Source organism: Methylocaldum sp. GT1BB (assembly GCF_051027545.1).
In the GTDB taxonomy this organism is placed as follows: domain Bacteria; phylum Pseudomonadota; class Gammaproteobacteria; order Methylococcales; family Methylococcaceae; genus Methylocaldum.
Window position 1 is genome coordinate 203,410 of record NZ_CP194902.1, and the last position, 26,379, is coordinate 229,788.

Genomic DNA, 26,379 nt, shown 5'->3' on the forward strand with positions numbered 1-26,379 from the left:
TGTTATTTTTCAAGTTGATCTAAGAATCGTTGTCGCGCACTGCGGGCTTCGGAGAATAAAGAATAGAGTTCGTCCTCGGCCCCTCTCGAAATCAGACCAGCGGCCACACTAAGCTCTTCGCGGAACTGATGGATCAAGGATACGATTTGCCGCCGGTTCGCGAGGCAGATATCCAGCCACATTTTCGGATCGCTGGACGCGATACGGGTAAAGTCCCGAAATCCGCCAGCGGCATACTGAAAAATTTCCTGCTGCTCGTCTTTCTTACCTAGCATGTAAGTCAGCGTAAAGGCCAACACGTGAGGCAAATGGCTGGTCGCGGCCAACACTTCGTCGTGATGGGCTGGCTCCATTTCCGAAACCTTGGCTCCTATCGCTCGCCAAAAACGCTCAACCCGCTTGATGGCCAGCGGCGACGTGTTGTTTAGAGGCGTCAGGATAACTCGCTTGCCCTGATACAAATCGGCGGTCGAGGCATCCACACCGCTCCGTTCGGCTCCCGCGATCGGGTGGCCTGGCACAAAATTGTCGGGAATTTCACCAAAAACTCTTTCGGCGGATTCGATGACATTACACTTCGTGCTGCCCGCGTCCGTAACGACCGCTCGGGTGGACCATACCGGCTTCAACGCGCGAAAAATGGCATCAAAGGTCCCGACCGGGGTCGCGATCATCACCAAATCGGCACTTGCAGCGCCTTGCGATGTATCGGAATATCCGACGTCGATGACACCGCATTCCAATGCGTTTCGCAAGTTATCGGTATCGGCATCGACGCCCACGATTTCATGGCAGAGCCCTTTGGCGCGCGCGGCACGCGCCACCGATCCGCCGATCAGCCCCACGCCGATGATGCATAGACGCTCGATCATAAGGCCAAGACACGGTCCAGTGCGGCCAGGAAAATCCGGTTTTCTTCCTCGGTACCGACGGTGACCCGCAAATGATTGGGAAGCCCGTAATTGGCAACCGGCCGAACGATGACGCCCTGCCGTAACAGCGCCTCGTAAACCGGGGCTGCCGGTCTTCCCATGTCGACCATAATGAAGTTGCCGACCGAAGGAATGAAGCTCAAGTCGCGCTCGGTGAAGGCTTCGCTTAGTCGACGCAAGCCCTCTCGATTCAAGCTAACCGAACGGGTCAGATGATCGTTGTCGTCGAGTGCAGCCTTGGCGGCTTCCAAGGCCAGAGAATTGACGTTGAACGGTTGCCGCACGCGATTCAAAAGATCGGCAATCGCTGGGCTCGACACCGCATACCCGACCCGCAGCCCCGCCAGTCCATAGGCTTTGGAAAAAGTCCGGATCACGATCAAACTGGGAAAATCGGACAGCCACTCTATGCAATCGGGATAGTCGGGAGCTTCAACATATTCGAAATACGCCTCGTCCACAACGGCGATGACATGCTCGGGAAGGTCGCCGAGAAAACTGCGCAACTCCGATTTCGTCAAATAGGTCCCGGTCGGATTATTGGGATTGGCAATGAATACGACCCGCGTCGATTCATCAACTGCCTGGGCCATGGCCTGCAAGTCATGGCCATAACGGGGCCCGTGAGAGCCGTCATGGGCCGGTGCAACGACCGCCTGTGCGCCGACGGCTTGCGTCACGATGGAATAAACCGCAAAGGCATATTCGGAATAGATCGCTTTCGACTGCGGGGACAGGAAAGCGCGGGCCACCAACTCCAGTGCGTCGTTGGAACCGTTACCCAAGGTAATCTGTTCGGGTCGGACATCGAGTTTGCGCGATAATGCGGCCTTGAGCTCGAAACCGCTGCCGTCCGGGTATAGGTGGATTTCGGATGATGCACGACGTGCTGCTTCGAGCGCCTTCGGGCTAGGCCCTAGAGGGTTCTCGTTCGATGCCAATTTGACGATATTGCGTAGCCCTAACTCCCGTTCCAGTTCACTGATGGGTTTGCCGGGCAGGTAAGGCGTGAGCGCCCGAACTCCGGGAACGGCTAAATGCTCTGCTTTCATAAAGATGAGTCGAATACTAGGATCAAACGATCAAGACGAGGCCCGAGGATAAGAACCGAGGATTTTCAACATCGTGACGCTTTTCTCAACTTCCTTTAATGCCTCCGCCAATCGAGGTTCATTCCGGTGTCCTTCCACATCGACGAAGAAGACATAGTCCCACGTACCCCGGCGAGACGGTCGGGATTCGATTTTGGTCATGCTGATGCTGTGCCTCGCAAAAGGCTCGAGGACAGCATAAAGAGCGCCGGGATTGTTCCGGGTCGAGAGGAGTAACGACGTCTTATCGTTTCCGGTGGCTCCGACCGGATTCCGCCCGATCACCAAGAACCGCGTGGTATTGTCCGGCTCGTCTTCGATGTTGCGCTCCAGAACATTGAGTCCATACAGCTCGGCCGCCACTTCCCCCGCTATGGCCGCGGTATTCGGCATGACAGCGGCAAGTCGTGCCGCCTCGGCATTGCTGCTGACGGCGGTCTTCCGAACGTTCGGAAGATAACGATCCAGCCATTCGCGGCATTGAGCGAGAGATTGTTGATGGGAGAAAACTTCACGTATTTCTTCGGAGCTACTCAACTTGCTCATCAGGTTGTGGTGAATACGCAGCCCCACCTCGCCGGCGATGAGCAAAAAGGATCGCAAAAAGCTATCCAGGGTGTGGGTGATCACCCCTTCGGTAGAATTTTCGACGGGCACCACGCCGTACTGGCAGGCGCCGCTTTCGACAGCCCGGAAAATTTCGTCGATAGCCGGCAAGGGCACCGCCTGAATGGCATGGCCGAAGTGTTTGTAAGCGGCCTGCTGCGTAAACGTGCCCTGAGGACCGAGAAAAGCAACGGTCAACGGTTTTTCCAAGGCCAGGCATTCCGACATGAGCTCGCGGAAAAAACGGGTGACTGCTTCCTGGCTCAAAGGACCGCTATTGTTTTCGGCGATGCGCCGCAGCACTTCCGCTTCCCGCTCGGGGCGGTGAAAACAATCGACCTCGCCCGCCGCCGTCTTGATTTCGGCAACTTGCTGGGCGCAGCGCGCACGCTGGTTCAACAGCTCCAAGATCCGATCGTCGATCGCATCGATCTCCTTGCGGAGGTGAAGCAACGCAGTATCGACAGTCGATGTATTGTTCGAATTCTCCATGACAACTCGTTATATGACGCGGGCGGAAAGCACTCCCTTGATGGCCCGGATATGTTCCAGCGTTTCGGCGGGCACCTCGGTATTGAGGTCGATGAGCGTATAAGCAAGTTCACCTCTCGACTTGTTCAACAAATCGAGAATATTGAGGTTAGCGTCAGCCAGCGCACCGGAAATCTGCCCTACCATCTTGGGCACGTTCTCATTCGCTACTCCGAGGCGGACGCCCTCGGTCCGCGGCATGACCACGTCCGGAAAATTCACCGAGTGTCGGATGTTACCGTTTTCCAGAAAATCCCGCACCCTATCGGCCACCATTACCGCACAGTTTTCCTCGGCTTCGGCGGTGGAGGCACCGAGATGCGGGAGTACGACTGCGCGGGGATGGTCCAGCATGGCGCGCGAAGGAAAGTCGCATACATAAGCGGCGAGATGGCCTGCGTTCAAAGCGCCGTACACGCTGGCGTCGTCCACGATGCCGGCGCGAGAAAAATTGAGCAAGACCGCCCCTTTCTTCATGATGCCGATTCGTGCCGCATTGACGAGGTGGCGCGTCTGGTCGTTCAGCGGCACGTGCAAGGTCAGGAGGTCGACCTTCGCAATCAAATCGTCGATGCTCGCGGCCCGCGCAACCGACGAAGACAGCTGCCAGGCGCTTTCGACCGTAAGCAGCGGATCGTAACCGATCACATGCATGCCCAAACCCGTCGCCGCATTGGCCACTCTTACGCCAATAGCGCCCAGCCCCAAAACCCCCAAGGTCTTGCCCGCCAGCTCGAAACCGGCGAATTGTTTCTTAGTTTTTTCGACGCGGTGATGAATCGTCTCGTCGTCGCCCTCCAACTGGCGGGCAAAGTCCCAAGCCGTACAAATGTTGCGGGCCGCCAATAGCATCCCCGCAATGACCAACTCTTTCACGGCATTGGCGTTGGCGCCCGGTGCATTGAACACCGGAATGCCGCACTTCGAATACTCCGCGACGGGAATGTTGTTCACCCCGGCGCCGGCACGTCCCACCGCCTTCACCGATTCCGGGATGGGCACGCCGTGGAGGTTATGGGAGCGCAGCAGTATCGCGTCGGGATGCTGAATTTCCGACGCAATCTCGTAACGGTCGCGGGGCAGTCGCTCTAATCCGGCCACCGAGATGTTGTCGTAGGTGAGAATCTTGAACATGAAACTATCCGTGTCTGCGCTCGAACTCGCGCATGAATTCGATTAAGGCATCGACTCCTTCTTCAGGCATCGCGTTGTAGATGCTAGCCCTGAATCCACCTACCGACCGGTGCCCCTCCAGGTTCACTAATCCTGCTGCTTTGGCTTCGGCCAAAAACGTTTTTTCCAGGTCCGCTTTCGCCAGCCGGAACGGGACGTTCATGCGGGAACGATAAGCCGGCTGGATGGGGTTCGAATAGAACGTCGAACCGTCGATAGCGGCGTACAGTTTTTCCGCCTTACGGATATTGCGCGCTTCGACGGCAGCCAATCCGCCCTGATCCCTCAGCCACTCCAACACCAGGCCCAGCAAATACCAGTTGTAGGTCGGCGGCGTATTGAGCATGGAACCGCTGTCCGCCTGCTTCTTATAGTCGAAGATCGACGGCGTACCAGTCAGGGCCTGCCCGATCAGATCTTCGCGCACGATCACCACGACGATACCGGCCGGCCCCATGTTTTTCTGCGCGCCGGCGTAAATCAAGCCGAATCGGCCGACATCCAGCGGGCGCGACAGGATATTGGACGACATGTCGCAAACCAGCGGCAGCCCGGCCGAGTCAGGAACATCCTGGAATTCGACCCCGCCGATGGTTTCGTTGGCGGTGTAATGGAGATAAGCCGCATCCGGATCGATGCGCCAATCGGAGCGAGGCGGAACAGTCGTAAAGCCGCTTTCCTTGGAACTCGCCGCAATAGCGACCGAGCAGTACCGCTCGGCCTCGGAAACGGCCTTCTCCGACCAGAGGCCGGTATTGACATAGCAAGCCTTGAATTTTCCCCGAAGAAGATTCATTGGGACCGCCGCGAATTGTCCGGTCGCGCCACCTTGTAAAAACAAGACTTTGTAATTCGCCGGAATCGTCAGAAGCTCGCGCAGGTCCGCCTCGGATTTTTCGGCGACGGCGACAAAATCTTTGCCGCGGTGACTCATTTCCATGATCGACATACCAGTGGAATGCCAATCCGGCAACTCTTCGCGCGCGTGGAGCAACACCGGCTCGGGAAGCATGGACGGTCCCGCGCTGAAATTGTAAACCCTAGCCATCGTCGCCCTCCTGGTCTTCATCCGTTTCCGCCAACTCGTCGTTTTCGCCCTCAAGGACCGGAATCCTGTCCACTCCGACGACTTTTTCACCCGGACTGAGGCGGATCACCGTCACGCCTTGAGTATTGCGCCCGAGTTCCCGAATCTCTTCGACCCGCGTCCGCACCAGCGTGCCGGCATCGGTGATCAGCATGATCTCGTCCGAATCCTGAACGAGTACGGCGCCGACTACCGAACCGTTACGTTCGCTGGTTTGGATGGCGATCACGCCTTGGCCGCCGCGGCGGTGTATCGGAAAGTCGCTCAGCGCCGTACGCTTGCCGAACCCGTTTTCGGTAATGTTCAGCACCGAACCCTCGGTGCCGATGATGAGGGCAATGATCTTCTGGCCGTCGTGCAGCGTCATGCCGCGGACGCCGGTTGCGCCACGCCCCATGGGCCGCACGTCCTCTTCCTCGAAGCACACGGCCTTGCCCGCATTGCTGAACAGCATGACATGCTGCTTGCCGTCTGTGATGGCCACGTTCACCAAGTGATCGTCCTGCCGCAGATCGATGGCGATTTTCCCGGACGGGCGCGGACGCTCGAACTCCCGCAGCCCCACTTTTTTGACGATACCCGAGGCGGTCGCCATGAAAACGTAATGGCTTTCGTCGAATTCCCGAATCGGGAGGATGGCATTGATGCGCTCGCCCTGCTCCAGCGGCAGCAGATTGACGAAAGGCTTGCCGCGCGACACGCGGCTGGCCGAAGGCAGCTCGTAGACCTTGAGCCAGTACACCTTGCCCACGCTCGAAAAGCACAGAATGGTGTCATGGGTGTTGGCCACGATGAGTTTTTCGATGAAATCCTCTTCCTTGGTGGTCGCCGCCGCCTTGCCGCGCCCGCCCCGCCGTTGCGCCCGGTAGGCGCCGAGCGGCTGCGATTTCACGTAGCCTTCGTGGGAAACCGTGACCACCACGTCTTCCTCGGTGATCAGATCTTCCGCGGACAAATCGAGACGGTCCTCGATGATTTCGGTGCGACGCTTGTCGCCGAACTGGTCGCGGATGGCGACAAGCTCGTCGCGGATGACTTCCATCAATCGCTTGTCGCTGGCCAAAATTTCGAGGAGCTCGTCAATCTGCGCCAACAGCTGCTTGTATTCATCGATGATCTTGTCCTGCTCCAGCCCGGTCAGGCGGTGCAGACGGAGATCCAAAATTGCCTGCGCCTGCTCCGGCGACAGGTTGTAACCGTGTTCGGTCAGACCGTAACCGGCCGCGAGGTTTTCCGGACGGGACCGCATTGCGTCTTCCGCCCTGGCCAGAAGATCCGAAACCACGCCGGGACGCCAGGTGCGCTCCAATAGCCGCTGTTTCGCTTCCGCAGGATTGGGCGACGTCTTGATCAGTTCGATCACTTCGTCGATATTCGCGAGAGCGACGGCCTGACCTTCCAGGATATGCGCACGTTCGCGCGCTTTTCGAAGATCGTACAGCGTGCGCCGGGTGACGACTTCGCGGCGATGATCGATAAACGCCGCGAGCAACTCCTTGAGGTTCAGACAGCGCGGACGTCCGTCCAGCAATGCCACGGTATTGATGCCGAACACGCTCTGCATGGCGGTCTGCTGATAGAGATTGTTCAGCACCACTTCCGGCACTTCGCCGCGCTTGAGTTCGATCACCATGCGCATGCCGTCCTTGTCCGACTCGTCGCGCAGCCCGGAAATGCCCTCCAGCTTCCCCTCCTTGGCCAGCTCGGCGATTTTTTCCATGAGCCGGGCCTTGTTCACCTGATACGGCAACTCGCTGACGATGATGCTGGTGCGTCCGCCGTCTTCCTCGAAATCGCAGCGGGCACGGATGTAAATGCGGCCCCGGCCGGTGAGATAAGCTTCACGGATGCCGCTCGCCCCATTGATGATGCCGGCTGTGGGAAAATCCGGTCCCGGGATGTGTTCCATCAGTTCGGCGATGCCGGCATCCGGATTCTCGATCAGCAACAAGCAGGCGCTGATGACTTCGGTGAGATTGTGGGGCGGGATATTCGTCGCCATGCCCACCGCGATGCCTGCCGAACCGTTGATGAGCAAGTTCGGAATGCGCGTGGGCAGTACCGAAGGCTCTTTTTCGGATTCGTCGTAGTTCGGGATGAAATCGACCGTCTCTTTCTCGAGATCGGCGAGCAATTCGTGCGCAATGCGGGCCATGCGCACTTCGGTATAACGCATGGCCGCCGGCGGATCGCCATCGACCGACCCGAAATTGCCCTGACCGTCGATTAGCATATAGCGCAGCGAAAACGGCTGGGCCATGCGCACGATCGTGTCATACACCGCGGCGTCGCCGTGCGGATGGTATTTACCGATGACGTCACCCACGACGCGGGCAGACTTCTTGTAAGGCTTATTCCAATCGTTGCTCAGCTCGTGCATGGCGTAAAGCACGCGCCGATGTACCGGCTTCAAACCGTCACGCACATCCGGCAAGGCGCGCCCCACGATCACGCTCATGGCGTAATCGAGATAGGACTGTTTCATCTCGTCTTCGAGACTGACCGGAATAATTTCTTTGGCGAAGGAAGTCATGAGGGAGTGCTGTACCGTAAAGGAGCCGCGCCGCTTCAGATACGCCGCGTAAATAACCAACCGGCATTATAACCGTTGAGGCGTGGCCGCTCCACTAAAGCAGGAACGACAGTTGTCCACCGTCCCTGTGCATAAGATTGTGGACCGACATTAGATAGGCAATCTAAATCATTATTAACCCGGCCTATAAATATAGGCCGGGTTGATCCGGGGCAGGGATGCCCCGGCGCGGCGACAAGCCGCGTGAGCCCAGGCCGGGCGTGTACCGGCCTGGGCGGCGGCCCGAAATACCAGGAGGGTATTTACGGGCTTGATTAATATACCTAAGACATTCAAGAAAATGGCGGAAATCTGGTCAGTACCGGACAAGCACCCGGCTTACCGCCCCTGCCGCCTCCATCGATCGACGATGCCCTCGATGTCTAAATCTTCCGGACCGGACTTCCACGCCGAATAGAAATCCGCGTCGTTGCTGTTGGGCGTCGGGTCGGGCTTATAAATCTGGGTCCGGGTAGGGAGTGGGATGGCCTCGCCGAGGATCATGGCCTCGCCCCGGCTGAGAGACGTCAGGATATCGACCAAATCGGACTCGCCCTCCGGCACCAGCTTGCGCACATAGTCCTGGTCGTCGGGATTGGTAATGCGCAGGCAGATGTACGTGCCGCATTGCGACAATACCGTTTCCGACAACTCGTGGGGCCGCTGACTGATAACCCCCAAACCGACACCGTACTTGCGCCCTTCCTTGGCGATCCGCTCCATGGTCTTGCGAGTGCCTTCAAACTGGGTGTTGGACTCACGGGGAATATAGGCATGAGCTTCTTCGCAGACCAGGAGAATGGGAAACTCTCGGTTGAACGGGTTCCAGTAATTGAACTCGAAGGCCAAGCGCCCGATCTGCGCGGAAACGGTCGGACGCACGTCGAAAGGTACCGGGCTCAAGTCGATAATCGTGATCTGACATTTGGGGTCGCCCAATCCGACGAAATCCCGCAGCAGCCCGGGCAGACTCTCCGAGCGGTTCCGTCTTACCGGATTGAGCAGAAAATCATAGCGCACGTCATTGAGCCGGCTCAGCAGCTTGACCAGAAACTCGTCGAACTGGCCGAACAGCGGGCCTTTGGTCTTGCCGAAATCGGTGCGGAATTCATTGGCTTCCTTGAAGCTGTCGTAAACCTCCTGTAACGAGAAATAAATTGGCGAGTCGAGCGAGATTGTTTCCAAATCCAGGGATTTCGCCGATTTTTTCTTCAACTCGTAAATCGTCTCGCGCAGGAAAGCAGTCTGTATGGCAGCTCCCGGGTCGTTGCGATCGATCAGCAGGTCGAGCAACTCGGCGAAAGTCATCAGCCAATAAGGAATTTCCAGGGCTCGGGCGTCGAGATAACGCGTCTGTTCCGGCTTAAAGGCGGAATGGAGAGCCCTGCTCCTATCCTTCCAGCAATATTCGCCGTGCAAATCGAGCAGGATGATATGCGCGTTGGGCATGGCATCGACCATGCACTGAATCAAACTTGCCACCGACCATGACTTGCCGGAGCCGGACTGCCCGAGAATAGCGAAATGGCGACTGCACAAAGCCGACGGATCCAGGTAAACGCCGGTCGAGGGATGGCTGCGGAGATAGCCGGGATTGAACCGATACTGCCGGTAATTCGCGAAAATCGAATCGATCTCGTCCTCGGCCACGATGTGCACTTCGGCGCCGGGTGTCGGAAAATGCCTTACACCGCGCTGGAACACGCCTTCATCGGTAATTTGTCCGAGCGGCGTAAGCGCGACCAGGCTGCCGGCCGCGGAACGGCATATTCGACCACCGGAACGATCTGCTTCTACATGATTGATCAGCGCCAAGGATCGAAAACCGTGCTGACGGATCGATACGTAAGATCCCGGTTGTCCGACCACTTTGAGCTCACCGTCCACCGACACAGTCGGGCAAAAGCCTTCTTCCTCGCTCAATAGCTTGGCTACGAATTGACCGTTGCGAACTTCCAGCAAATGACCAATCAGTGTATCGGTGTGTTCGGACATAACGGACCCCTAAAAAGCGCCTGTAAGAAAACCGGAGCCTCCAGCCGGTTCGGTCCGACGGCTGGGAGCCGCCGCTCGCTCCGATCCCGACAGTCACTGTAGAACTTCTGGAGAACTGGCCCAAAAGTTAGACCAGTTCGGCGAATATGCGAATCGGGCCGGTGCGATTCGGCCTGCGCCGCCGCTCTTGGCGCCGCCCACCTCCTGCTATCCGAACTGCCTCGCTGGCAGTACACGAACCAGGAAAACGACCCAGCGCCAAAAATAAGAAATTTCTTGTTTCCTCCCACCTATACTCTAGGCCGTCATCCCCATGGTCCCCGGATTTTTCCTAACACCAGCGCGGATGGGCTTTTCGCAACGTGAACGAACCCTGCCTCGACGATGCAAACGGAACGCGCGCCCGCGCTTTGCCTGCCGAGCGGACTGAACAAAGGCTTCTCTATGAAAATCAATCTTCCCGTCACTGCAAACGAATCGACGTATCCCGCCGCTACACAACTGATCTCGACTACCAATTTAAAGGGAATCATCACTTACGCGAACAAGGACTTTCAGACAGTCGCCGGGTTCACCGAACAGGAGCTATTGAATAAGAACCACAATATCGTTCGACATCCGGATATGCCGCCGGAAGCGTTCGCCGATCTCTGGACCACCTTGAAAAACCGGACCCCTTGGATGGGCATCGTCAAAAATCGATGTAAGAACGGCGACTATTACTGGGTGGACGCATTCGTTATGCCGATGCTGGATAAAGACCGCATAATCGGCTACGAATCGGTGAGGGTGAGTCCTTCACGGGAGTACGTTGCTAGGGCCGAAGCGCTCTACCGGTCGTTCCGCGAAAAAAAGTTCAAGCTGCCTTCGCTGCTCCGATTGAGCTTCTCGGCGAAAGCGTTCGTCGGATTTCTCGTCGCCACGGCACCCCTGCTAGCTCTCGGTTTTACCGGAGCCGGCGCGCAACCCGCGTTTTATGCGGCAGCCGCCGTCAGTATGGCCCTCTCGTTATTCATGGCACGTCTTCTCACACGGCCGCTCACCCAGGCTGCGAATTTCTCCAAGCAGTTCATCGACAACGGCATCGCCCGAAAGGTCTATGCCGGAAGAGATGATGAAGTGGGCCAATTGCAGACCGCTATCGTCTCCTTGCAGGCTAGGCTGCGAACCGTAATCGGGCGCTTCGATGACGCCGCCGCCCGGCTCCAGGACATGGCGACTCACGCCCGGCAGGCTGCGGCCCAGACCAGCAACGACCTCACCCATCAGCAGTCGGAGATCGCCATGGTAGCGACGGCCGTCGATGAAATGACGGCAACCGTTCAGAGCATTGCCCGCAATGCCGCAGAAGCCGCTTCCGCAGCCGACCGCGCGACCCATGCAGCCGGCAAGGGCAAACATGCCGTGGGGCAGACCAGCGTTGCAATCGACGACTTGGCCCATGAGGTCGAGAATGCCGCACAGGTGATAGAAAAACTGGAACAAGAAAGCAGAGGCATCGATGTCGTAGTCAACGTGATCCGCGACATCGCCGATCAAACCAATCTGTTGGCCTTGAACGCCGCCATCGAGGCTGCGCGCGCGGGCGAGCGGGGACGCGGTTTCGCGGTCGTTGCCGAAGAAGTACGCAAGCTGGCGTCCACCACCCAGAGTTCGACCCGGGAAATCCAGAAAATCGTCGAGCGGCTGCAGAAAGAAGCCCAGGAAGCCACCGCCGTTATGGAGAAAGGCCGCCGGCAAGCTCAAGTGAGCGTGCAACAGGCGGAGGTCTGCAATGAAACGCTTTCCGAGATCACGCGAGCGATTGAAGAAATCAAGGATATGAATGTGCAGGTAGCAAGTGCCGTGGAGGAGCAATCCTGCGTCACTCAAGAAATCATGCGCAACGTTGAAAACATCAACCAAAAAACCAAGAACATCGCGAAAGAGGCTGAGCGGACCGCCAACACTAGTGAACAAGCGTTACAGTTGGCTGTGGATCTTGAAAACCTCATGAACCGTTTCGCCCAGGCCGACGAATGAGCGATTCGACTAACCATCCAATCGGACGCTCGAGACTTTGCGCACGGGAAGCATTAACCGATCAACTGACAAGAGCAAAAGCCGACGACCGGCCATCACGAGAGGAGCTTGTGCCGGGCTGTATCTATAGCGTTTTCGATGTCCTCCCCGCTGGGATAAGTCTCTTTCTGGGACTCGTATCGAGCGAACAAATCGCCCGGAATCCGGACCAGATACTGGCGGACTTGGTGGTTGACCCGATTCCGGCCCCTGTCCATGAAAACACGCCGCTCGAAATCGTGAAAAACCGGCTGAAAAACGAGCACCTGGCGGCTCTAGCGGTTTTCAACGATAGCGGTGATTTTATCGGAGCCGTAACCCGAACCAGCCTGATTGACGCGCTCCTGAAGCGCGAAAAGGAACTTTTGTCGGATGCATCGCATCGCCATGCCGAATTGTCGACGAATCGCGACCCTTCGCCATCCTGGTCCGAGCAGCTGAGGTCGCTTAGCCTAGCGACCCGCTCCTTGCTGCGGATCATGAATACGATAAAGCTGGAACGGCATCTATTGGAAAGCTCTCTCGAATATCTGACCCGTCTGTTATCGGCGCGCTACGGGGCGATTGGAATTTTCGACGAGCAAGGCCAACTCGCCGAATTCATCTACACCGGTTTGAGCGAAGAACAGGCGCAGCGCATCGAACACTGGCCGGAAGGAAAGGGACTGCTGGGGAGGGCGCTGGCCCGGAATCAGTTTCTGCGGCTGCAGAATCTGCACGAGCACCCGCATGCGGCGGGATTTCCGCCGGGCCACCCGCCCATGCGCAATCTTCTCGCCGTCTCGATTTCCCACAACGGAGAGACGTATGGGCGCCTCTATCTCTGCGATAAGACCGACGGCGGGTTCTTCGACGGGGACGACGAACTTCTCGTCGCCACCTTTGCAGATACTTTAGCCTTGGCAATCCGGAATATCTGGAACAAAGAAGGACGCCGGCGCGCCGAAGAACAGCTTCGAATCGCCGCCAGCGTGTTCGAAACCAGTTCGGAAGGCATCCTCATCACCGACGCCAAAGCCAATATCGTGATGGTGAATCGTGCGCTGACCACCATCACCGGCTACTCGAAAGACGAGGTGATAGGACGCAAACCTTCGATGTTCAGTTCCGGACGGCACGACCGGCAATTCTATCGCCAAATGTGGCTCAGCCTGGATGAATCCGGCCAATGGCAGGGCGAAATCTGGAATAAACGGAAGAGCGGCGAGATCTACCCGGAATGGCTGAGCATCACTGCATTGAAGGACGACGGACATCAAGTCATTCGCTACATAGGTGTATTCGCCGATCTAAGCTCCCGAAAATTTACGAATTCTCTCGTCGATCAGCTGATCAATCACGACCATCTAACCGAACTTCCTAACCGACTGATGTTCCGCAATCACCTGAAAAAAGCCATCCTCAGGGCGCATGGCGAACGCAAGCAGGCGGCGTTGCTGTACCTCGACATCGACCGCTTCAAGACCATCAACGATACTTTCGGCCACCAGATCGGCGACCGCCTGCTGCAACAGGTTGCCGAGCGGCTGACAAAGTGCTTGCGTGAAAATGGACGCACCCGCCGAGGCGACATCGTTGCAAGGCTGGGCGGCGATGAATTTGCACTTATTGTCAACGACCTGGGTGGCCCAGACGATGCGAACAAAATCGCCCAGCGGGTGTTGGAGGCATTTACGGAACCTTTTCTGTTTGGCGATCGTACACGCCGCATTACCGTGACCATCGGCATCGCTTTGAGCCCCCGCGATGCCGAAAACGTCGACGACTTGATCCGCCACGCCGATTTGGCGATGTACGATGCCAAGCACCAAGGCCGGAACACCTATCAGTTCTATTCCGGCAAAATCCACGAGAAAAACAGCACGCGGCTGGATTTGGAAAACGACTTATACAACGCCCTGGAGCGAAGAGAATTCTCGCTTCATTATCAACCTCAGGTTGACCTACGAAACGGCCGCATCGTCAGCATGGAGGCGCTCATCCGCTGGAATCACCCGGACCGCGGCATGATTCCTCCAGACCAGTTCGTGCCGCTTTTGGAAGACACCGGCCTGATTAATCCGGTCGGAGATTGGGTACTCGAGCAGGCCTGTCGGGACTGTCTTCAGTTCGGGAAAATCCTGGGAACCGATCTCAGCGTCTCGGTGAACCTATCCGGCCATCAATTCCGGAATAACCTCACCAAGATCATCGGGTACATTCTGTCACGCGTCGGTCTTTCGCCGTCACGGCTCAAACTGGAGCTGACCGAAAGCCTCGCGATGCAGCAGGTGCAAGAGACCATCGCCGTGTTGGATCAGCTGGCCGACATGGGGATCGACGTGCTGATCGACGACTTCGGCACCGGTTATTCCTCGCTAAGCTACCTGAGGCAATTCAAAATTTCCGCCCTTAAGATCGACAAATCCTTCATCGCCGGCGCGTGTTTGGAGAACGATAACGGAAAAATCATTCGAGCGATCATCGGTTTGGCCCACAATCTCAACCTGCAGGTCGTTGCCGAGGGAGTAGAATCGCCCGAACAACTCGAATTTCTCCGCAGCCACCATTGCCATTTTGGCCAGGGCTATTTGTTCGGCCGGCCGCTGCCGCTTTCAGAGATCGCCCAATTGGCAGGGCGCCGCATGGATCGCAGTGGCCCGTTGAACTGACAAGAATCTTGGACCAATTCCTAATCGCTCCCGGAACTGCCTGCCGTCAGCCTTGAATCCGATACCACGCCAGGCCGATCCATTCGTGAAATGCGAAGGCGCTGTTGGTTATGGCCCGATAGCTGGGTACAAAATCGATCGGCCTGAGGCGGTCCGTCGGCACATATCCCGTTCCGGCAGGGACCACTTCCAAGCCTTCCCGCTCGAACTCCGGAACCGCTCGCGGCAGATGCCAGGAATGGCTAACGAGATAAATCCGGCGTATGCCTGCTTGCCTGAGAATCGGCGCGGAGAATCGGCCATTCTCTCTCGTACTTAGGGACCTGCTTTCGACCCAGCGGACCGGGACGCCGAACTCGTTCTCCAAAATCGAGCGCATGATAGGACCTTCCGCCGCGTAGCCTTCGGGCGCGCCGCCGGTGACCAAGATCGGTTTTCCGGTCTTGCGGCACAAGGACGCTCCGTATCGAATCCTTTCCAGAGTGCGATCATTGACGGTTGCATCGCCGCCATACTCCGGTGCATTCGACCGAATGCCCCCGCCGAGAATCACGATGGCTTCCGCATCGCGGTCGACGGCAGGCAGAGGCGGAACCTGGAGCGTAGCCAACAGACAGTTGGACACGTAAGGTATCGACAGCAGCCCCAATCCGAAAAGGCCGACGGCGATCAAACCGCGGCCCAGCCGAGGCCGCATCTTGAGCTGCCAGAAACCGATTGCTCCGATAACGAGCATGTTGAGCGGAGGCAACAGCAACGCAGCGAAAAGATTGGTAATAGACCAGTTCCAGTTCATGATATGACTATATTTATGAAAAGAGACAGCAGAACGTATTAGCGGACATCGGGGACGGGATAGCCGCTAGAATCAGAAGAAAAGCACGAAAATTCCAGGCTGCGTTTTTCCGCTTCCTCTCGTCCGGCTCGTAATATTTTTCAACTGCTCTTCTATCATTGAGAGCTCAGATCCAATCCACTTATTGTTGTCGAGACCATTTCATGCAATCGATCAAGGCTCGAGTCTTTAAGCCGTTTGTATTTCTTAAAGTTCAAATGGCTTATGTTTTTGTGGCCGTCCTGCTAACGTCTCCTGTTTCCCGGGCCGAAACCCAGAGTGCCTCCGCTTTTTATGAAGACGCCTTGGTTTATTACAACAAGGAGGATTACAACACTGCGGTGATTCAACTGAAGAATGCTCTACAGTTATCACCTGGACTACCTTCGGCTCATCTGCTTCTGGGACTCTCTTATCTCAAACTAGGAAACGGAGAACTAGCGGCCGAGGAACTGCTTAACGCCAATCGCCTGGGCGCGGATCGCTCCTTGACCGTAGTGCCACTCGCCCAGGCCCTACTAACGCAGATGAAGTACCACGATCTGCTCGCGACGGTGTCGGCCGAAGGTTTTCCACCGGAGCTTCGGTCCGAGATTCTCGCTCTACGCGGACAAGCTTATACGGAGGTGCGGGATTTCGAAGCAGCGGCGGCGAGTTTCCGGGAGGCAGGGAAACTCGATCCGAAAGCCGTTTCGCCATTGGTTGGGCAGGGAACCCTGCTCTTGCGGCGAGGCATGGTGGACGACGCCGAAAAGATCGCAGCAGAAGCCGTATCCCGCGATGCGACCAATGCCGATGGCTGGAATCTCAAGGCGTCGATCAGTCACGCCAAGGGGCAACATGAACAAGCCATAGAAGAATATGGCCGCGTGATCGACCTAGAACCGAAGCACTACGAGGCCCGACTCGCCCGCGCCGGCCTGCTGTTCGAGCTGGGCAAGAACGATCATACTTCGGAAGACCTGAATTTTCTGCGAAAGACGCAACCCTTCGAGCCTAGGGCCAACTACCTTTACGCGCTGTTAATGGCGCGTAACGGTGCGCCCGAAGCTGCGAAAACCGCGTTGAACGAAACTGTAACCGTTATCGATGGACTCGATACGCAAGTCGTAAGGGGAAAACCTACTTTATTGCTGGTGGCGGGGTTATCTAATTACAACCTGCGCCACTTCGAAAAAGCTCGTGAATTCCTGACCCACTATTTCGGGCAATATCCAGGCCATGCAGAAGTCGCCGAAGCGCTCGGCTCGGTGCTGGTGGAGCAAAGAGACCATAACGAGGCTATCCGTATCCTCAGCCAGGCACTCAAGTACCATCCCGATCATTTCCGCTTGCTGTATTTGCTCGGCACCGCTTACATGCACAAAGGCCAGCATTCGGACGCGATCACCGCACTCGAGAAAGCGAGCCAAGCCAGCGGCGGTTTAGCGGAGGTCAAAACCCAGTTGGCATTTAGCCGCTTGGGAACGAGTCAGCAGAACATCGGTATCAGCGAACTGAGATCCATTCTCGAGAACGATCCCGGCCAGCGCCCAGCGGCAATCGCGCTCGGTGTGCTGTACCTAAAACGGGGGCAGCCAGCGGAAGCCGTGAAGATTCTGACAAAGTCGCTGGAGCGAGAACCGAATAACCTGACGCTGATCAACATGCTGGCGGCGGCCCAAATGGCATCCGGGGAGCGCGATTCAGCCCGGAAGAATTTCGAAAAAGCGCTCTCAAAAGACGCCAGCTTTCTTCCTTCGCTGATTAATCTCGGCAAGTTAGATCTAATCGAAGGGAAAATCGAGCAAGCCGAAAATCGCTTCTTGGGTATTCTTCGAGAACGGCCCCAGGATACGCAGACCATGATCCAACTCGCTGCGCTGGAGGATGCCCGCGGACGCAGCACCGAGGCTCTACGGTGGCTCGAAAAAGCGCGAGCCGCCGATAACAAGGCCATACACATCAAACTCAAACTGATCGACAGGTATCTAGGAGTCCGCGATACCCAAAAAGCACTCGCTGTGGCTCAGGAAGCGGAAACGATAGCTCCCGACAATTTGGACGTTTTGACGGCGTCCGCCCGCTGTCAGCTTGCCCTTGGTAAAAAACCGGTCGCGCAAGTTATCTTGCAGAAGATAGCCCGCTCGGCATTCAACGATGCCGAGCGATTGTTTAAAACGGCTGGATTGCAAATCGCTGCGGATGCCGTGAGCGACGCAATCTGGTCTCTCGAAAGCGCCGCCCGCGCCAACCCGGATTATCTTCCCGTCCAGGCGGCTTTGGTGGAGACTTACCTAAAATCTGGGATAACCGAAAAAGCCATCGAAGTAGTAGAGAATCTGCACAACCGACATCCCGACCTCGCTTTGAGCGATCAACTGACGGGCGACATTCGGATGCATCAATCCCAATACGCCGAGGCCATTGTCAGTTATCGATCCGCCTTCCAGAAGAACCAAGATTCACTGGGCGCCGTCAGGCTCTATCAGGCGCAAAGACTGGCGGGGAAAGGCGAGGAAGCGTTCCGTTTCCTGGAGCAATGGGTAAGTTCCCACTCGGAGGATTTCAATTCGATGCAAGCCCTCGCCGAGGGCTATCTCCAGGCTGGGAAACAGGCTGAGGCGATCGGGTATTTCGAACGGATTCTCAAAAGATACCCGGACTACCCGCCTACCTTAAACAACCTGGCTGTTCTCTATTCGAATGCAAACGACCCGAGAGCTTTGAAGCTCGCGGAACGAGCCCACAAAGCGGCTCCGGACAACCCCTCGGTGAACGACACGATCGGATGGATTCTCGTGCGACAGGGAAAGCCTGCCGAAGGATTGCCCTACTTGCGGAACGCCCATATTCGTTCGTCGTCCGACCCCGAAATCCGTTACCACACTGCCGTCGCCTTGGATGCACTGGGCCGGAGAAAAGAGGCCCTTAACGAGCTAAACGAAGCTTTACGTGCGAATACGATGTTCGATGAGATCGAAGACGCGAAGAAATTACAGGCTAAGCTGCAGGATCATCGGTAAGCGGGTCGAGATTCGGATCGCTGTACGACGCTTACATTTTCCTTGTCGAGAACAATCGCTTGAAAAATTCGTTACTTAAGAAACGAGCACCGATTCACCCAAGTTTTTCGTTCTCGTTCTGTTCCCACAAGCGCGTCCTCATGTCAGTTTTTTTTACAGTTTTTCCATATGGCCGTCGCTCATTAGCGACATTAAAGCCCATGCCATTGAAAATTAACAAAAAAACAGTATTGGCACCTCGGTTGCATAATACTTGCTGTAACAACAATAAAACGATGAGTAACAGAATGCGTACACTGAAACGACTCGGTAAATTCGCTTTGGTTGGATTCTTTGCTTCATTTTTAGCGCCCATAGCTTCGGCGAACTATACCTGGGGACTCCCCAACAGTGGCATCACGACGACTAGCGGTGCTCCTGGCCTAGAGTGGTCAGCCTACGTAAATTCAAGCAACACCTACGGAAGCGGAAATCTCCGGACAGCAAACGTAGGCACCTATTCCGGAGGATTGGGCGTTTGTTCCGCCGGCGACTCAAGTTGCTCCACACCGGAACACGCGATGGACAATTACCGACGCATTGATTCGATAGTCTTCGCTTTCGATGCAGCCGTCGCACTGGACCAAATCACCATCGGATGGCCGAATTTTGGCAACACTAGCCAATGTGACATTGGCTATACTCAAATAACCTGCGACACGGATATCACGGTTCTGGCGTATACCGCAGATACGAGCGACACCGCTGTGTTGCCGAACCTAACCGGATACAACTATAGCAATCTAACCACGACCGGTGGGTGGTCCTTGGTTGACAACTACGCCAATTTACAAAAAGACCAGCCGACGAACATCAACCCGACCGGCATCACCTCCAAATATTGGCTGGTCAGCGCCTACAATCCGAAAATTTCCTGCGGGCCTGGACAGACTTGTGGATTGACTACGAAAGACGACTTCGTGAAGATCGCCTCGCTGCACGGCTTGATTCGCACTCCTCCCCCGACTTCGGGAAGCCCGGTTCCAGAGCCGGCGAGCCTCTTGTTGCTGGCATGGGGCATTCCCCTGCTGAAAACTCGTCGCGGCAAGAAGACGCTAACTGCCTAACTGAAGTGTTATCCATTGGTCCGCGCCGAGCCGCCACTCCAGTTAAAGTGCTGGCGGCGAGACGGGCCTTTCGCTTCTTCCTACGTGTTCAAACAAAGGAGCAAATTCCGAGGCAGCAAGGCAAGGATCGCCCACCCCGAATACCGACTCGATCACCGCCAATAAATCCGCCCCGGCATGTACCAACTGGCCACCGTTCTCAGCCGTAATGCCGCCAATGGCCGCGATAGGAATGCTTAACTGCCGCTTGGCCAACGATAACGTTTCGAGGTGAGCGCAAGGCGCATCGGGCTTGGTCTTGGAAGGGAAAAACCGGCCAAAAGCGACATAGCTGGCACCGCCGGCTTCGGCCCGGACGGCGAGATCGACCGAATCGTAACAGGATACGCCGATGATGGCGTTCGGCCCCAGAACGTCCCGCGCTTCCGTCAACGACAGATCGTCCTTACCCACGTGCACCCCGTCGGCACCGACACGACGGGCAAGTTCCACATCATCATTGATAATCAACGGCACGCCGCCGTCGCGACAGACGGCCAAGAGACGCGCCGCCTCGCGTAGCGGATCGCGGGAGGCTTTCGCGCGGTACTGAACCACGGCAGCCCCGCCCCGAATGGCTGCCGCCACAGCCTCGGCCAAGGCTTGTTCATTCCGGTAAGCTTCTCGAGTGATGGCATAAAGCCCAGAGCGGGGAAACGGTAAGCGGATGTTATGCATGTCCTGGTCGATCAGCCCTTAATGGGTAAACTGGTGAATGGGCATTTGAGCGCCAAATTTGGCGCTCTCAGAATCGCCGAACAATTCCGTGCCGGATGCCAATATTACCGAAATTGCATGCCAATCATCTTTATAGCGCTCAGCAATTTACCGGGATTCAGCGTAAATGCTACTTTTTTTTTGATGCAGGCCTTGAGCATGAATCCATCGCCAAAGCCGTGCAATCGCAACGATCCCCAGCATGGTGGCCATACCTAAAAAGAAATCGGGACGATTCAGAAGCGCTTCCCGAGTCTCTGCGATCAATTGGGGCGTCAGTTCTTTGTACAGGAGGTAGCAGGCGATCGCGATGACGAATACCGCAAAGATCCGCCGCAATGATTGTCCACTGACATGGCGAGAGAGCAGTCCGCCTAACACGCTGCCAACGATTGCGACGCCGGTGACGATGGAAACCAATTCGAGATCGATACTGACGTGAGTAATATATCCGGCGAGGCCCGCAAACGATTTCATGGCGATGACCAACAATGAGGTGCCGATAGCCGCGTGCATGGGCAATCCACCGAGCAAATTCAAGGCAGGCACGACCAAGAAGCCGCCGCCGGCACCCACCAATCCGGTGAGGACACCAACCATGAGCCCGTCGAATATAATCGCCAGCAAAGGGAGATCGGCCGGACAAATCGGCTTAACCGCATCCGCTTCCACGTTGTTTTGCCGTCGCCCGCGCAACATCGCCAAAGCTGTGCCGAACATAATGGCAGCAAACAGCAACAGCAAAACGCCGCCCGGAACATAGGCCGCCAGCCGTCCGCCGCCATAGGCACCCACCATGCCCGCGATGCCGAAGATCAGTCCGGTACGCCAGCAGACCCGCCCGTTGCGGGCGTGATTGACAACTGCGGCGAGGCTGGTGACGCCCACGACGACTAGAGATGTAGCAATGGCTGTTTTAGGTTCGATATGGACCAAATAGACCAGCACCGGGACTGTGAGTATCGATCCGCCACCGCCGAGCAATCCCAGCAGCAAACCGATCACGAGCGATAAGATGACGACGAGGGTCATGAGCAATCTCCCTCAAATACCGGATGACCCGACCTCTCAATTACGCACAGAGGCCGGGTTCCGGTAATGTTTCTCTGGCGAGCGAGCGTTTCAGCCGTGGCGTACGGCGAGTTCCCGGCCGCAGGCTTGGTTTGCCGGCAACGCCTGATCGATGTACTTCGGATACGGCAGGTCAAGTTTATTCATGATATCGATGAATTCCTCGCGACTCTTGCCGCCTCCCACGCGTGGATTTTTGGCCATCTCCTGTTTGATGGTAGAAACCGTGTTGCCGTTGTAGTCATGCCCCGGATAAACCAGAGTATCGGGCGACAGGGTGAACAGTTTCTTGATGATGCTGTCGTACAGCCGACCGGCATCGCCCTGCTGAAAGTCGGTACGCCCGCAACCTCCGATGAACAACGCATCGCCGGTAAAAACCCGGTCGCCGACGACATAGCTTACGCAGCCGTTGGTGTGGCCGGGAGTGTGCCGCACCTCGATTTCGATGTCCCCTATCTGAAGCAGGATGCCGTCGGTCACCAGAAGATCGGCGCACATGGCGCCAGCGTCACGGTGCACGACGCTCTTGCTGCCCAAACGCTCGCGCAAAAGCCCGGAGCCCGTAATGTGGTCGGCATGGACATGAGTCTCCATCGTGTAGCGCAGATCAAGGTCGAGTTTTTTTATTAGGCCAATATAATTTTCGACCTCGGTCGCGACCGGATCGATCAGCAACGCGCGACGGGTCCGTTCGCAGGCGAGCAGATAGGTGTAGGTAAAGGTATCGGGTTCAAAAAGTTGTTTGAAGATCATCGTAGCCTCCTTTGGATCAGGAATCCGCCAACTCTGACTGACTACTTACAAAGACCGTGCCTACGCCGGAACAACCCTTCGCATCTACGGCGTGCCCGGCGTTTCGCGGGTTTTTACGACTCCTGGCCATGGCCCTACCTACCCGACGTTTCATTATACGTTTCGCGTGATACATTATGTGCAACAAAACACGTCGCTTGAAACACCCCCGAAACCTTTCAATCGCCTCATTGTGAGCCAGTTCTCTCCTTTTCTGAATCGTTGGTTGAGCACCGTTGGACCCGATAGAGCCGTATCGACTTTGGCCGAACTGATGGGCGGCGCCGTCTTCGTCGTTAACGCAAAAGGCGAAATTTTGCTATGGAGCCGTGGAGCAGAGCGCCTGCTCGGCTTTTCCAGCGAGCAAGTGCTGGGACAACCTTGTAGCTCTGCCATCCGTTGCCGAGATCGCGATGTTCGAAATAGCATTGCCCAAGAAGGAAGGATCGACGGCGTTTCGATTGAACTCGATCATGCACAGGGCGGAACCGTCCGCGTCAAACGCTCGGCCCAAGCTTTCTTCGACGCCCAAGGGCGTTTTGCGGGAGCGATCGAAATGCTTTGGCCGGCAGAGGCCGAGCCCAGAACGAAAAGCATCGGACTGCAAGCGGCGGATAAAGCGGAAGTCTTTCATGGCCTCATCACCCGCGATTCCGCCCTCAAGCAAGCCTTCCAAATCATCCGCAACGTCGCCCAGACCGAAGCAACGGTTTTGATCCGGGGCGAATCGGGCACCGGCAAGGAATTGGTCGCTCAAGCCCTGCACGAGGAAAGCCATCGCCGCAGTCATCCGTTCTTAGCCATCAACTGCGCCACGCTTAGCGCCAATCTGTTGGAAAGCGAGCTCTTCGGGCATGTCCGCGGCGCATTCACTGGCGCGATCAAGGATCACCAGGGACTGTTCAAACGCGCCGACGGCGGCACGATTTTCCTCGATGAAGTCGCGGAACTCCCGCTGGAACTGCAAGCCAAGCTGCTGCGCGTACTCCAGGAGAAAACCTTTATCCCGGTGGGCGGCGATCATCCGATCACCGTGGACGTGCGCATCGTCGCGGCCACCCACCGGTCGCTGCGCGAGGAAGTCAAGGCCGGACACTTCCGCGAGGATTTGATGTACCGCTTGCGCGTGGTCCCCATCTTTCTGCCGCCGCTGCGGGCACGGCGGCAGGACATCGGTCTTCTGTTGCAGCACTTCATCGACCAGCACAATCTTCACGGGCCGCGCCGTATCCAGAGCATCGAACCGGAAGCCATGCGGGTGCTTTTGGATCATCACTGGCCCGGCAACGTGCGCGAACTGCAAAATGTCGTGGAATACGCCTTTGCCGTGGGACGGGGCGACGTACTGCAGCTGGACGATCTGCCGCCCGAATTTCGAGAAGAGCCCCTATCGCCGACGGTCGCCGACTTGCCGGTAACGGAAAACGAGGCCGATCGCATTCGCCGAGCCCTGGCATCCGCCCATGGCCATATCGACCGCGCTGCGCAATTGCTCGGCATGAGCCGAGCGACCTTTTGGAGAAAGCGGAAGAAGTACGGGCTGTGAAAGAACTGCGATATCGTTGCCGTTACGAGCCGGCATCGGCGACGAACTCGATGACCGTCGCGCGTGTTTGGGGGATCGAACTCGGCCATGGACACGACAGCAGCTCCGCGATCAACGCGGGATTTCCCAGACGATCGCTGTTGGTCGCCTACTCTCACGGGACCGTCAGATCGGGATAGCAGAAAAATTCACCCGAGGTCATCCGAACCTTGACCTCTCGAAACGTTCGAAATCCGTAGCCTCACGCTGCGCGAGCTTCGCGACAACGTTATAATCTCGCCGTTTTTCTCTTCTTCACGCAACGGGAACATCATGTCCAACCAGACTGTAAAAAAGGTCGCCCTCGCCTACTCCGGCGGGCTCGACACCTCTGTCATCCTCAAGTGGCTGCAGGAGACCTACGGCTGCGAAGTCGTCACCTTCACCGCGGACATCGGCCAGGGCGAGGAGTTGGAGCCCGCGCGTGCCAAAGCTCAGGCTCTCGGCATCAAAGAAATCTACATCGACGACCTCAAGGAGGAATTCGCCCGGGATTTCGTGTTCCCGATGTTCCGCGCCAATGCGATCTATGAAGGCGAATACCTCTTGGGAACGTCGATTGCCCGACCCTTGATCGCCAAGCGTCTCATCGAAATCACCAACGAGACCGGGGCCGACGCCATCGCCCACGGCGCTACCGGTAAGGGCAACGATCAGGTCCGGTTCGAATTGGGCGCTTACGCGCTGCGGCCCGACATCAAGATCATCGCCCCTTGGCGGGAATGGGATCTGAATTCGCGCGAGAAGCTCCTGGCCTATGCCGAGCGGCACGGCATTCCGATCGAAATGAAACGTGGCAAGGCATCGCCTTATTCCATGGACGCCAACCTGCTGCACATCTCCTACGAAGGCGGCATTCTCGAAGATCCATGGGCCGAACCCGAGGAAGACATGTGGCGCTGGACCGTGTCCCCGGAAAAAGCAGCGGACAAACCGACCTATATCGAGCTGAGTTACGAGCGCGGCGACATCGTAGCTATCAACGGCGAATCGCTCTCACCCGCACAAATCCTGGCGAAGCTCAACCAACTGGGCGGCGCTAACGGCGTCGGCCGCTTGGATATCGTCGAAAACCGGTACGTCGGCATGAAGTCCCGCGGCTGCTACGAAACACCGGGCGGCACCATCATGCTCAGAGCCCATCGCGCCATCGAATCCCTCACGCTGGACCGCGAAGTAGCACATCTGAAGGACGAACTGATGCCCCGCTATGCCAGCCTAATTTACAACGGCTACTGGTGGAGCCCGGAACGTCTGATGCTGCAAGAACTAATCGACGCCTCGCAGGCGGCAGTGAACGGCGAAGTCAGAGTGAAGCTTTACAAAGGCAATGTGACCGTCGTCGGCCGCAAGTCCGACAGCAACAGCCTGTTCGACATGAGCATCGCCACGTTCGAGGACGATCGCGGCGCGTACAACCAGAAAGACGCGGAAGGGTTCATCAAACTCAATGCCTTACGCATGCGGATTGCTGCGAAAAAAGGTCTGAAGTTCGTCTAAACGAAAAAAGCCCGTGGTCTTACCGCGGGCTTTAAGAATTCCGTTGGGCGGGAGAGTGAGACCGCCCAGGAAAATGTCTCTTAGCTGATTCCGTATTTCTGCATGCGATAAAGCAAAGTATCCCGTGAGATTCCCAAAAGCCGGGCCGAGCGGCTGCGGTTGCCATTGGTCCGCGCCAAGGCCTGGCGAATCAGATCCATCTCGACTTTTTCCAGATCGATGCCCAGCTCAGGCAAGTCAAATACCGGCTTCTGCGACGGCACCCGATTGACGATCTCCAGAGGCAGATTACCCTCATCGATAGTCCGCCCGGCCAGCAGGATGGACAGTCGCTCGCACACATTGCGAAGTTCTCTGACGTTGCCAGGCCAGGAGTAAGTTGCAAGCCGGCTGAGAGCCGCCTTGCTGAACGAAGCCTCCGGAAGCTTATGCTCTTCGGCAAACTGCATCATAAAGTGCTGCAGCAGCAACTGGATGTCGCCCATGCGCTCGCGCAACGGCGGTATCTCGATCGGAACGACGTTGAGACGGTAATAGAGGTCTTTACGGAACTCTCCCCGCGCAATCTTTTCCTGAAGATTGGCATTGGTCGCGGCGATAATCCGGACGTCTACGTTCAACGTATGGGTTTCGCCGACCGGCTGAATCTCGCCGGTCTCGAGGAAACGCAGGAACTTCGCCTGCAGAGCCATGGGCAGAGAATCGACTTCGTCGAGGAATACGGTACCCCCGTCAGCGGCTTGAAGACGGCCGGTTTGGCCATTCACCGCACCGGTGAACGAGCCTTTGCGATGCCCGAACAATTCCGACTCGGCCAACGCCTCGGGAAGTGCGGCGCAATTCAGCGTGATGAAAGGTTTATTTGCACGAGGACTATGTTCTTTCAAAGCATGCGCCAGCACCTCCTTGCCGGTACCGGTCTCTCCGACGACCAAAACAGTCACGTCGGTCGCGGCAATCATTCTGGCGCTGCGCAATAACGCCTCGAAATTCGGTGATTGGCCGATCAGCTTCTCAAACATAATCT

Annotated in this window: 18 protein-coding genes; 6 read left to right on the forward strand and 12 right to left on the reverse strand. The window is 56.8% G+C overall.

Annotated elements, in window-relative coordinates; all coding sequences use genetic code 11:
* Window positions 1-2 precede the first annotated feature (2 nt).
* From ACR2TX_RS02235 to ACR2TX_RS02265, 7 genes are all read right to left on the reverse strand, one after another.
* Window positions 3-872 carry a prephenate dehydrogenase gene (locus ACR2TX_RS02235; RefSeq protein WP_434131045.1) on the reverse strand — a complete coding sequence of 290 codons (870 nt, stop codon included), beginning with the start codon at window positions 870-872 and terminating at the stop codon, window positions 3-5.
* Window positions 869-1,984, reverse strand: a complete 1,116-nt coding sequence (hisC, locus tag ACR2TX_RS02240; RefSeq protein WP_434131048.1) for a histidinol-phosphate transaminase — start codon at window positions 1,982-1,984, stop codon at window positions 869-871. The genes ACR2TX_RS02235 and hisC overlap by 4 nt, the downstream gene beginning before the upstream one ends.
* Window positions 1,985-2,014: 30 nt before the next feature.
* Entirely contained in the window at window positions 2,015-3,121 is a 1,107-nt protein-coding gene (pheA, locus tag ACR2TX_RS02245; RefSeq protein WP_077728375.1) for a prephenate dehydratase, read from the reverse strand.
* Between the two features lie 9 nt (window positions 3,122-3,130).
* Entirely contained in the window at window positions 3,131-4,294 is a 1,164-nt protein-coding gene (locus ACR2TX_RS02250; protein ID WP_077728376.1) for a phosphoglycerate dehydrogenase, read from the reverse strand.
* Between the two features lie 4 nt (window positions 4,295-4,298).
* The gene (serC, locus tag ACR2TX_RS02255) at window positions 4,299-5,381 is read right to left on the reverse strand and encodes a 3-phosphoserine/phosphohydroxythreonine transaminase (protein WP_434131050.1); all 1,083 of its coding nucleotides are present in this window, start codon (window positions 5,379-5,381) and stop codon (window positions 4,299-4,301) included.
* Window positions 5,374-7,953 carry a DNA gyrase subunit A gene (gene gyrA, locus ACR2TX_RS02260; protein WP_156880179.1) on the reverse strand — a complete coding sequence of 860 codons (2,580 nt, stop codon included), beginning with the start codon at window positions 7,951-7,953 and terminating at the stop codon, window positions 5,374-5,376. The genes serC and gyrA overlap by 8 nt, the downstream gene beginning before the upstream one ends.
* 378 nt (window positions 7,954-8,331) lie before the next feature.
* Window positions 8,332-9,987 (reverse strand): ATP-binding protein, encoded by a 1,656-nt coding sequence (locus ACR2TX_RS02265; protein ID WP_434131052.1) that lies wholly within the window; start codon window positions 9,985-9,987, stop codon window positions 8,332-8,334.
* 444 nt (window positions 9,988-10,431) lie between these two features.
* Here ACR2TX_RS02265 and ACR2TX_RS02270 point away from each other — a divergent pair, with 444 nt between their 5' ends.
* Together ACR2TX_RS02270 and ACR2TX_RS02275 are read left to right on the forward strand one after the other, a co-directional pair.
* Window positions 10,432-12,009: a methyl-accepting chemotaxis protein gene (locus ACR2TX_RS02270; protein WP_168183887.1), complete on the forward strand. Its 1,578-nt coding sequence runs from the start codon at window positions 10,432-10,434 to the stop codon at window positions 12,007-12,009.
* A gap of 110 nt (window positions 12,010-12,119) precedes the next feature.
* Window positions 12,120-14,699, forward strand: a complete 2,580-nt coding sequence (locus ACR2TX_RS02275; protein ID WP_434131054.1) for an EAL domain-containing protein — start codon at window positions 12,120-12,122, stop codon at window positions 14,697-14,699.
* Window positions 14,700-14,745: 46 nt separating this feature from the next.
* On the opposite strand, the gene ACR2TX_RS02280 is transcribed toward ACR2TX_RS02275, so the two are convergent.
* Window positions 14,746-15,495 (reverse strand): YdcF family protein, encoded by a 750-nt coding sequence (locus ACR2TX_RS02280; RefSeq protein ID WP_156880185.1) that lies wholly within the window; start codon window positions 15,493-15,495, stop codon window positions 14,746-14,748.
* A gap of 203 nt (window positions 15,496-15,698) precedes the next feature.
* On the opposite strand from ACR2TX_RS02280, the gene prsT reads away from it, so the two are divergent.
* Window positions 15,699-18,539 (forward strand): XrtA/PEP-CTERM system TPR-repeat protein PrsT, encoded by a 2,841-nt coding sequence (gene prsT, locus ACR2TX_RS02285; protein ID WP_156880187.1) that lies wholly within the window; start codon window positions 15,699-15,701, stop codon window positions 18,537-18,539.
* 287 nt (window positions 18,540-18,826) lie between these two features.
* Window positions 18,827-19,645 carry an exosortase-dependent surface protein XDP1 gene (xdp1, locus tag ACR2TX_RS02290; RefSeq protein ID WP_210023779.1) on the forward strand — a complete coding sequence of 273 codons (819 nt, stop codon included), beginning with the start codon at window positions 18,827-18,829 and terminating at the stop codon, window positions 19,643-19,645.
* A gap of 42 nt (window positions 19,646-19,687) precedes the next feature.
* Here xdp1 and thiE read toward each other — a convergent pair whose 3' ends face one another.
* The 3 genes from thiE to ACR2TX_RS02305 form a co-directional block, all read right to left on the reverse strand.
* Complete coding sequence (gene thiE / locus ACR2TX_RS02295; RefSeq protein WP_077728383.1) at window positions 19,688-20,362, reverse strand: thiamine phosphate synthase; 675 nt, start codon at window positions 20,360-20,362, stop codon at window positions 19,688-19,690.
* 147 nt (window positions 20,363-20,509) lie between these two features.
* A complete protein-coding gene (locus tag ACR2TX_RS02300) occupies window positions 20,510-21,433 on the reverse strand; it encodes a sulfite exporter TauE/SafE family protein (RefSeq protein ID WP_077728384.1) in 924 nt (307 codons plus the stop codon).
* Window positions 21,434-21,523: 90 nt separating this feature from the next.
* Window positions 21,524-22,228, reverse strand: coding sequence for an MBL fold metallo-hydrolase (locus ACR2TX_RS02305; protein ID WP_077728385.1), 705 nt, complete (start codon window positions 22,226-22,228; stop codon window positions 21,524-21,526).
* A 265-nt stretch (window positions 22,229-22,493) separates the two neighbouring features.
* Between ACR2TX_RS02305 and ACR2TX_RS02310 the strand changes: the two genes are divergently transcribed.
* The gene (locus ACR2TX_RS02310) at window positions 22,494-23,813 is read left to right on the forward strand and encodes a sigma-54 interaction domain-containing protein (protein WP_240502380.1); all 1,320 of its coding nucleotides are present in this window, start codon (window positions 22,494-22,496) and stop codon (window positions 23,811-23,813) included.
* A gap of 312 nt (window positions 23,814-24,125) precedes the next feature.
* Entirely contained in the window at window positions 24,126-25,352 is a 1,227-nt protein-coding gene (locus ACR2TX_RS02315; protein WP_156880191.1) for an argininosuccinate synthase, read from the forward strand.
* An 80-nt stretch (window positions 25,353-25,432) separates the two neighbouring features.
* On the opposite strand, the gene ACR2TX_RS02320 is transcribed toward ACR2TX_RS02315, so the two are convergent.
* Window positions 25,433-26,374 (reverse strand): sigma-54 interaction domain-containing protein, encoded by a 942-nt coding sequence (locus ACR2TX_RS02320; RefSeq protein WP_077728389.1) that lies wholly within the window; start codon window positions 26,372-26,374, stop codon window positions 25,433-25,435.
* Window positions 26,375-26,379 lie beyond the last annotated feature (5 nt).

What these genes read in the sequence shown, in the direction of transcription:
- ACR2TX_RS02235 (WP_434131045.1), bottom strand. Translation starts at nt 872, where the DNA reads ATGATCGAGCGTCTATGCATCATCGGCGTGGGGCTGATCGGCGGATCG.
- hisC (WP_434131048.1), bottom strand. Translation starts at nt 1,984, where the DNA reads ATGAAAGCAGAGCATTTAGCCGTTCCCGGAGTTCGGGCGCTCACGCCT.
- pheA (WP_077728375.1), bottom strand. Translation starts at nt 3,121, where the DNA reads ATGGAGAATTCGAACAATACATCGACTGTCGATACTGCGTTGCTTCAC.
- ACR2TX_RS02250 (WP_077728376.1), bottom strand. Translation starts at nt 4,294, where the DNA reads ATGTTCAAGATTCTCACCTACGACAACATCTCGGTGGCCGGATTAGAG.
- serC (WP_434131050.1), bottom strand. Translation starts at nt 5,381, where the DNA reads ATGGCTAGGGTTTACAATTTCAGCGCGGGACCGTCCATGCTTCCCGAG.
- gyrA (WP_156880179.1), bottom strand. Translation starts at nt 7,953, where the DNA reads ATGACTTCCTTCGCCAAAGAAATTATTCCGGTCAGTCTCGAAGACGAG.
- ACR2TX_RS02265 (WP_434131052.1), bottom strand. Translation starts at nt 9,987, where the DNA reads ATGTCCGAACACACCGATACACTGATTGGTCATTTGCTGGAAGTTCGC.
- ACR2TX_RS02270 (WP_168183887.1), top strand. Translation starts at nt 10,432, where the DNA reads ATGAAAATCAATCTTCCCGTCACTGCAAACGAATCGACGTATCCCGCC.
- ACR2TX_RS02280 (WP_156880185.1), bottom strand. Translation starts at nt 15,495, where the DNA reads ATGAACTGGAACTGGTCTATTACCAATCTTTTCGCTGCGTTGCTGTTG.
- prsT (WP_156880187.1), top strand. Translation starts at nt 15,699, where the DNA reads ATGCAATCGATCAAGGCTCGAGTCTTTAAGCCGTTTGTATTTCTTAAA.
- xdp1 (WP_210023779.1), top strand. Translation starts at nt 18,827, where the DNA reads ATGCGTACACTGAAACGACTCGGTAAATTCGCTTTGGTTGGATTCTTT.
- thiE (WP_077728383.1), bottom strand. Translation starts at nt 20,362, where the DNA reads ATGCATAACATCCGCTTACCGTTTCCCCGCTCTGGGCTTTATGCCATC.
- ACR2TX_RS02300 (WP_077728384.1), bottom strand. Translation starts at nt 21,433, where the DNA reads ATGACCCTCGTCGTCATCTTATCGCTCGTGATCGGTTTGCTGCTGGGA.
- ACR2TX_RS02305 (WP_077728385.1), bottom strand. Translation starts at nt 22,228, where the DNA reads ATGATCTTCAAACAACTTTTTGAACCCGATACCTTTACCTACACCTAT.
- ACR2TX_RS02315 (WP_156880191.1), top strand. Translation starts at nt 24,126, where the DNA reads ATGTCCAACCAGACTGTAAAAAAGGTCGCCCTCGCCTACTCCGGCGGG.
- ACR2TX_RS02320 (WP_077728389.1), bottom strand. Translation starts at nt 26,374, where the DNA reads ATGTTTGAGAAGCTGATCGGCCAATCACCGAATTTCGAGGCGTTATTG.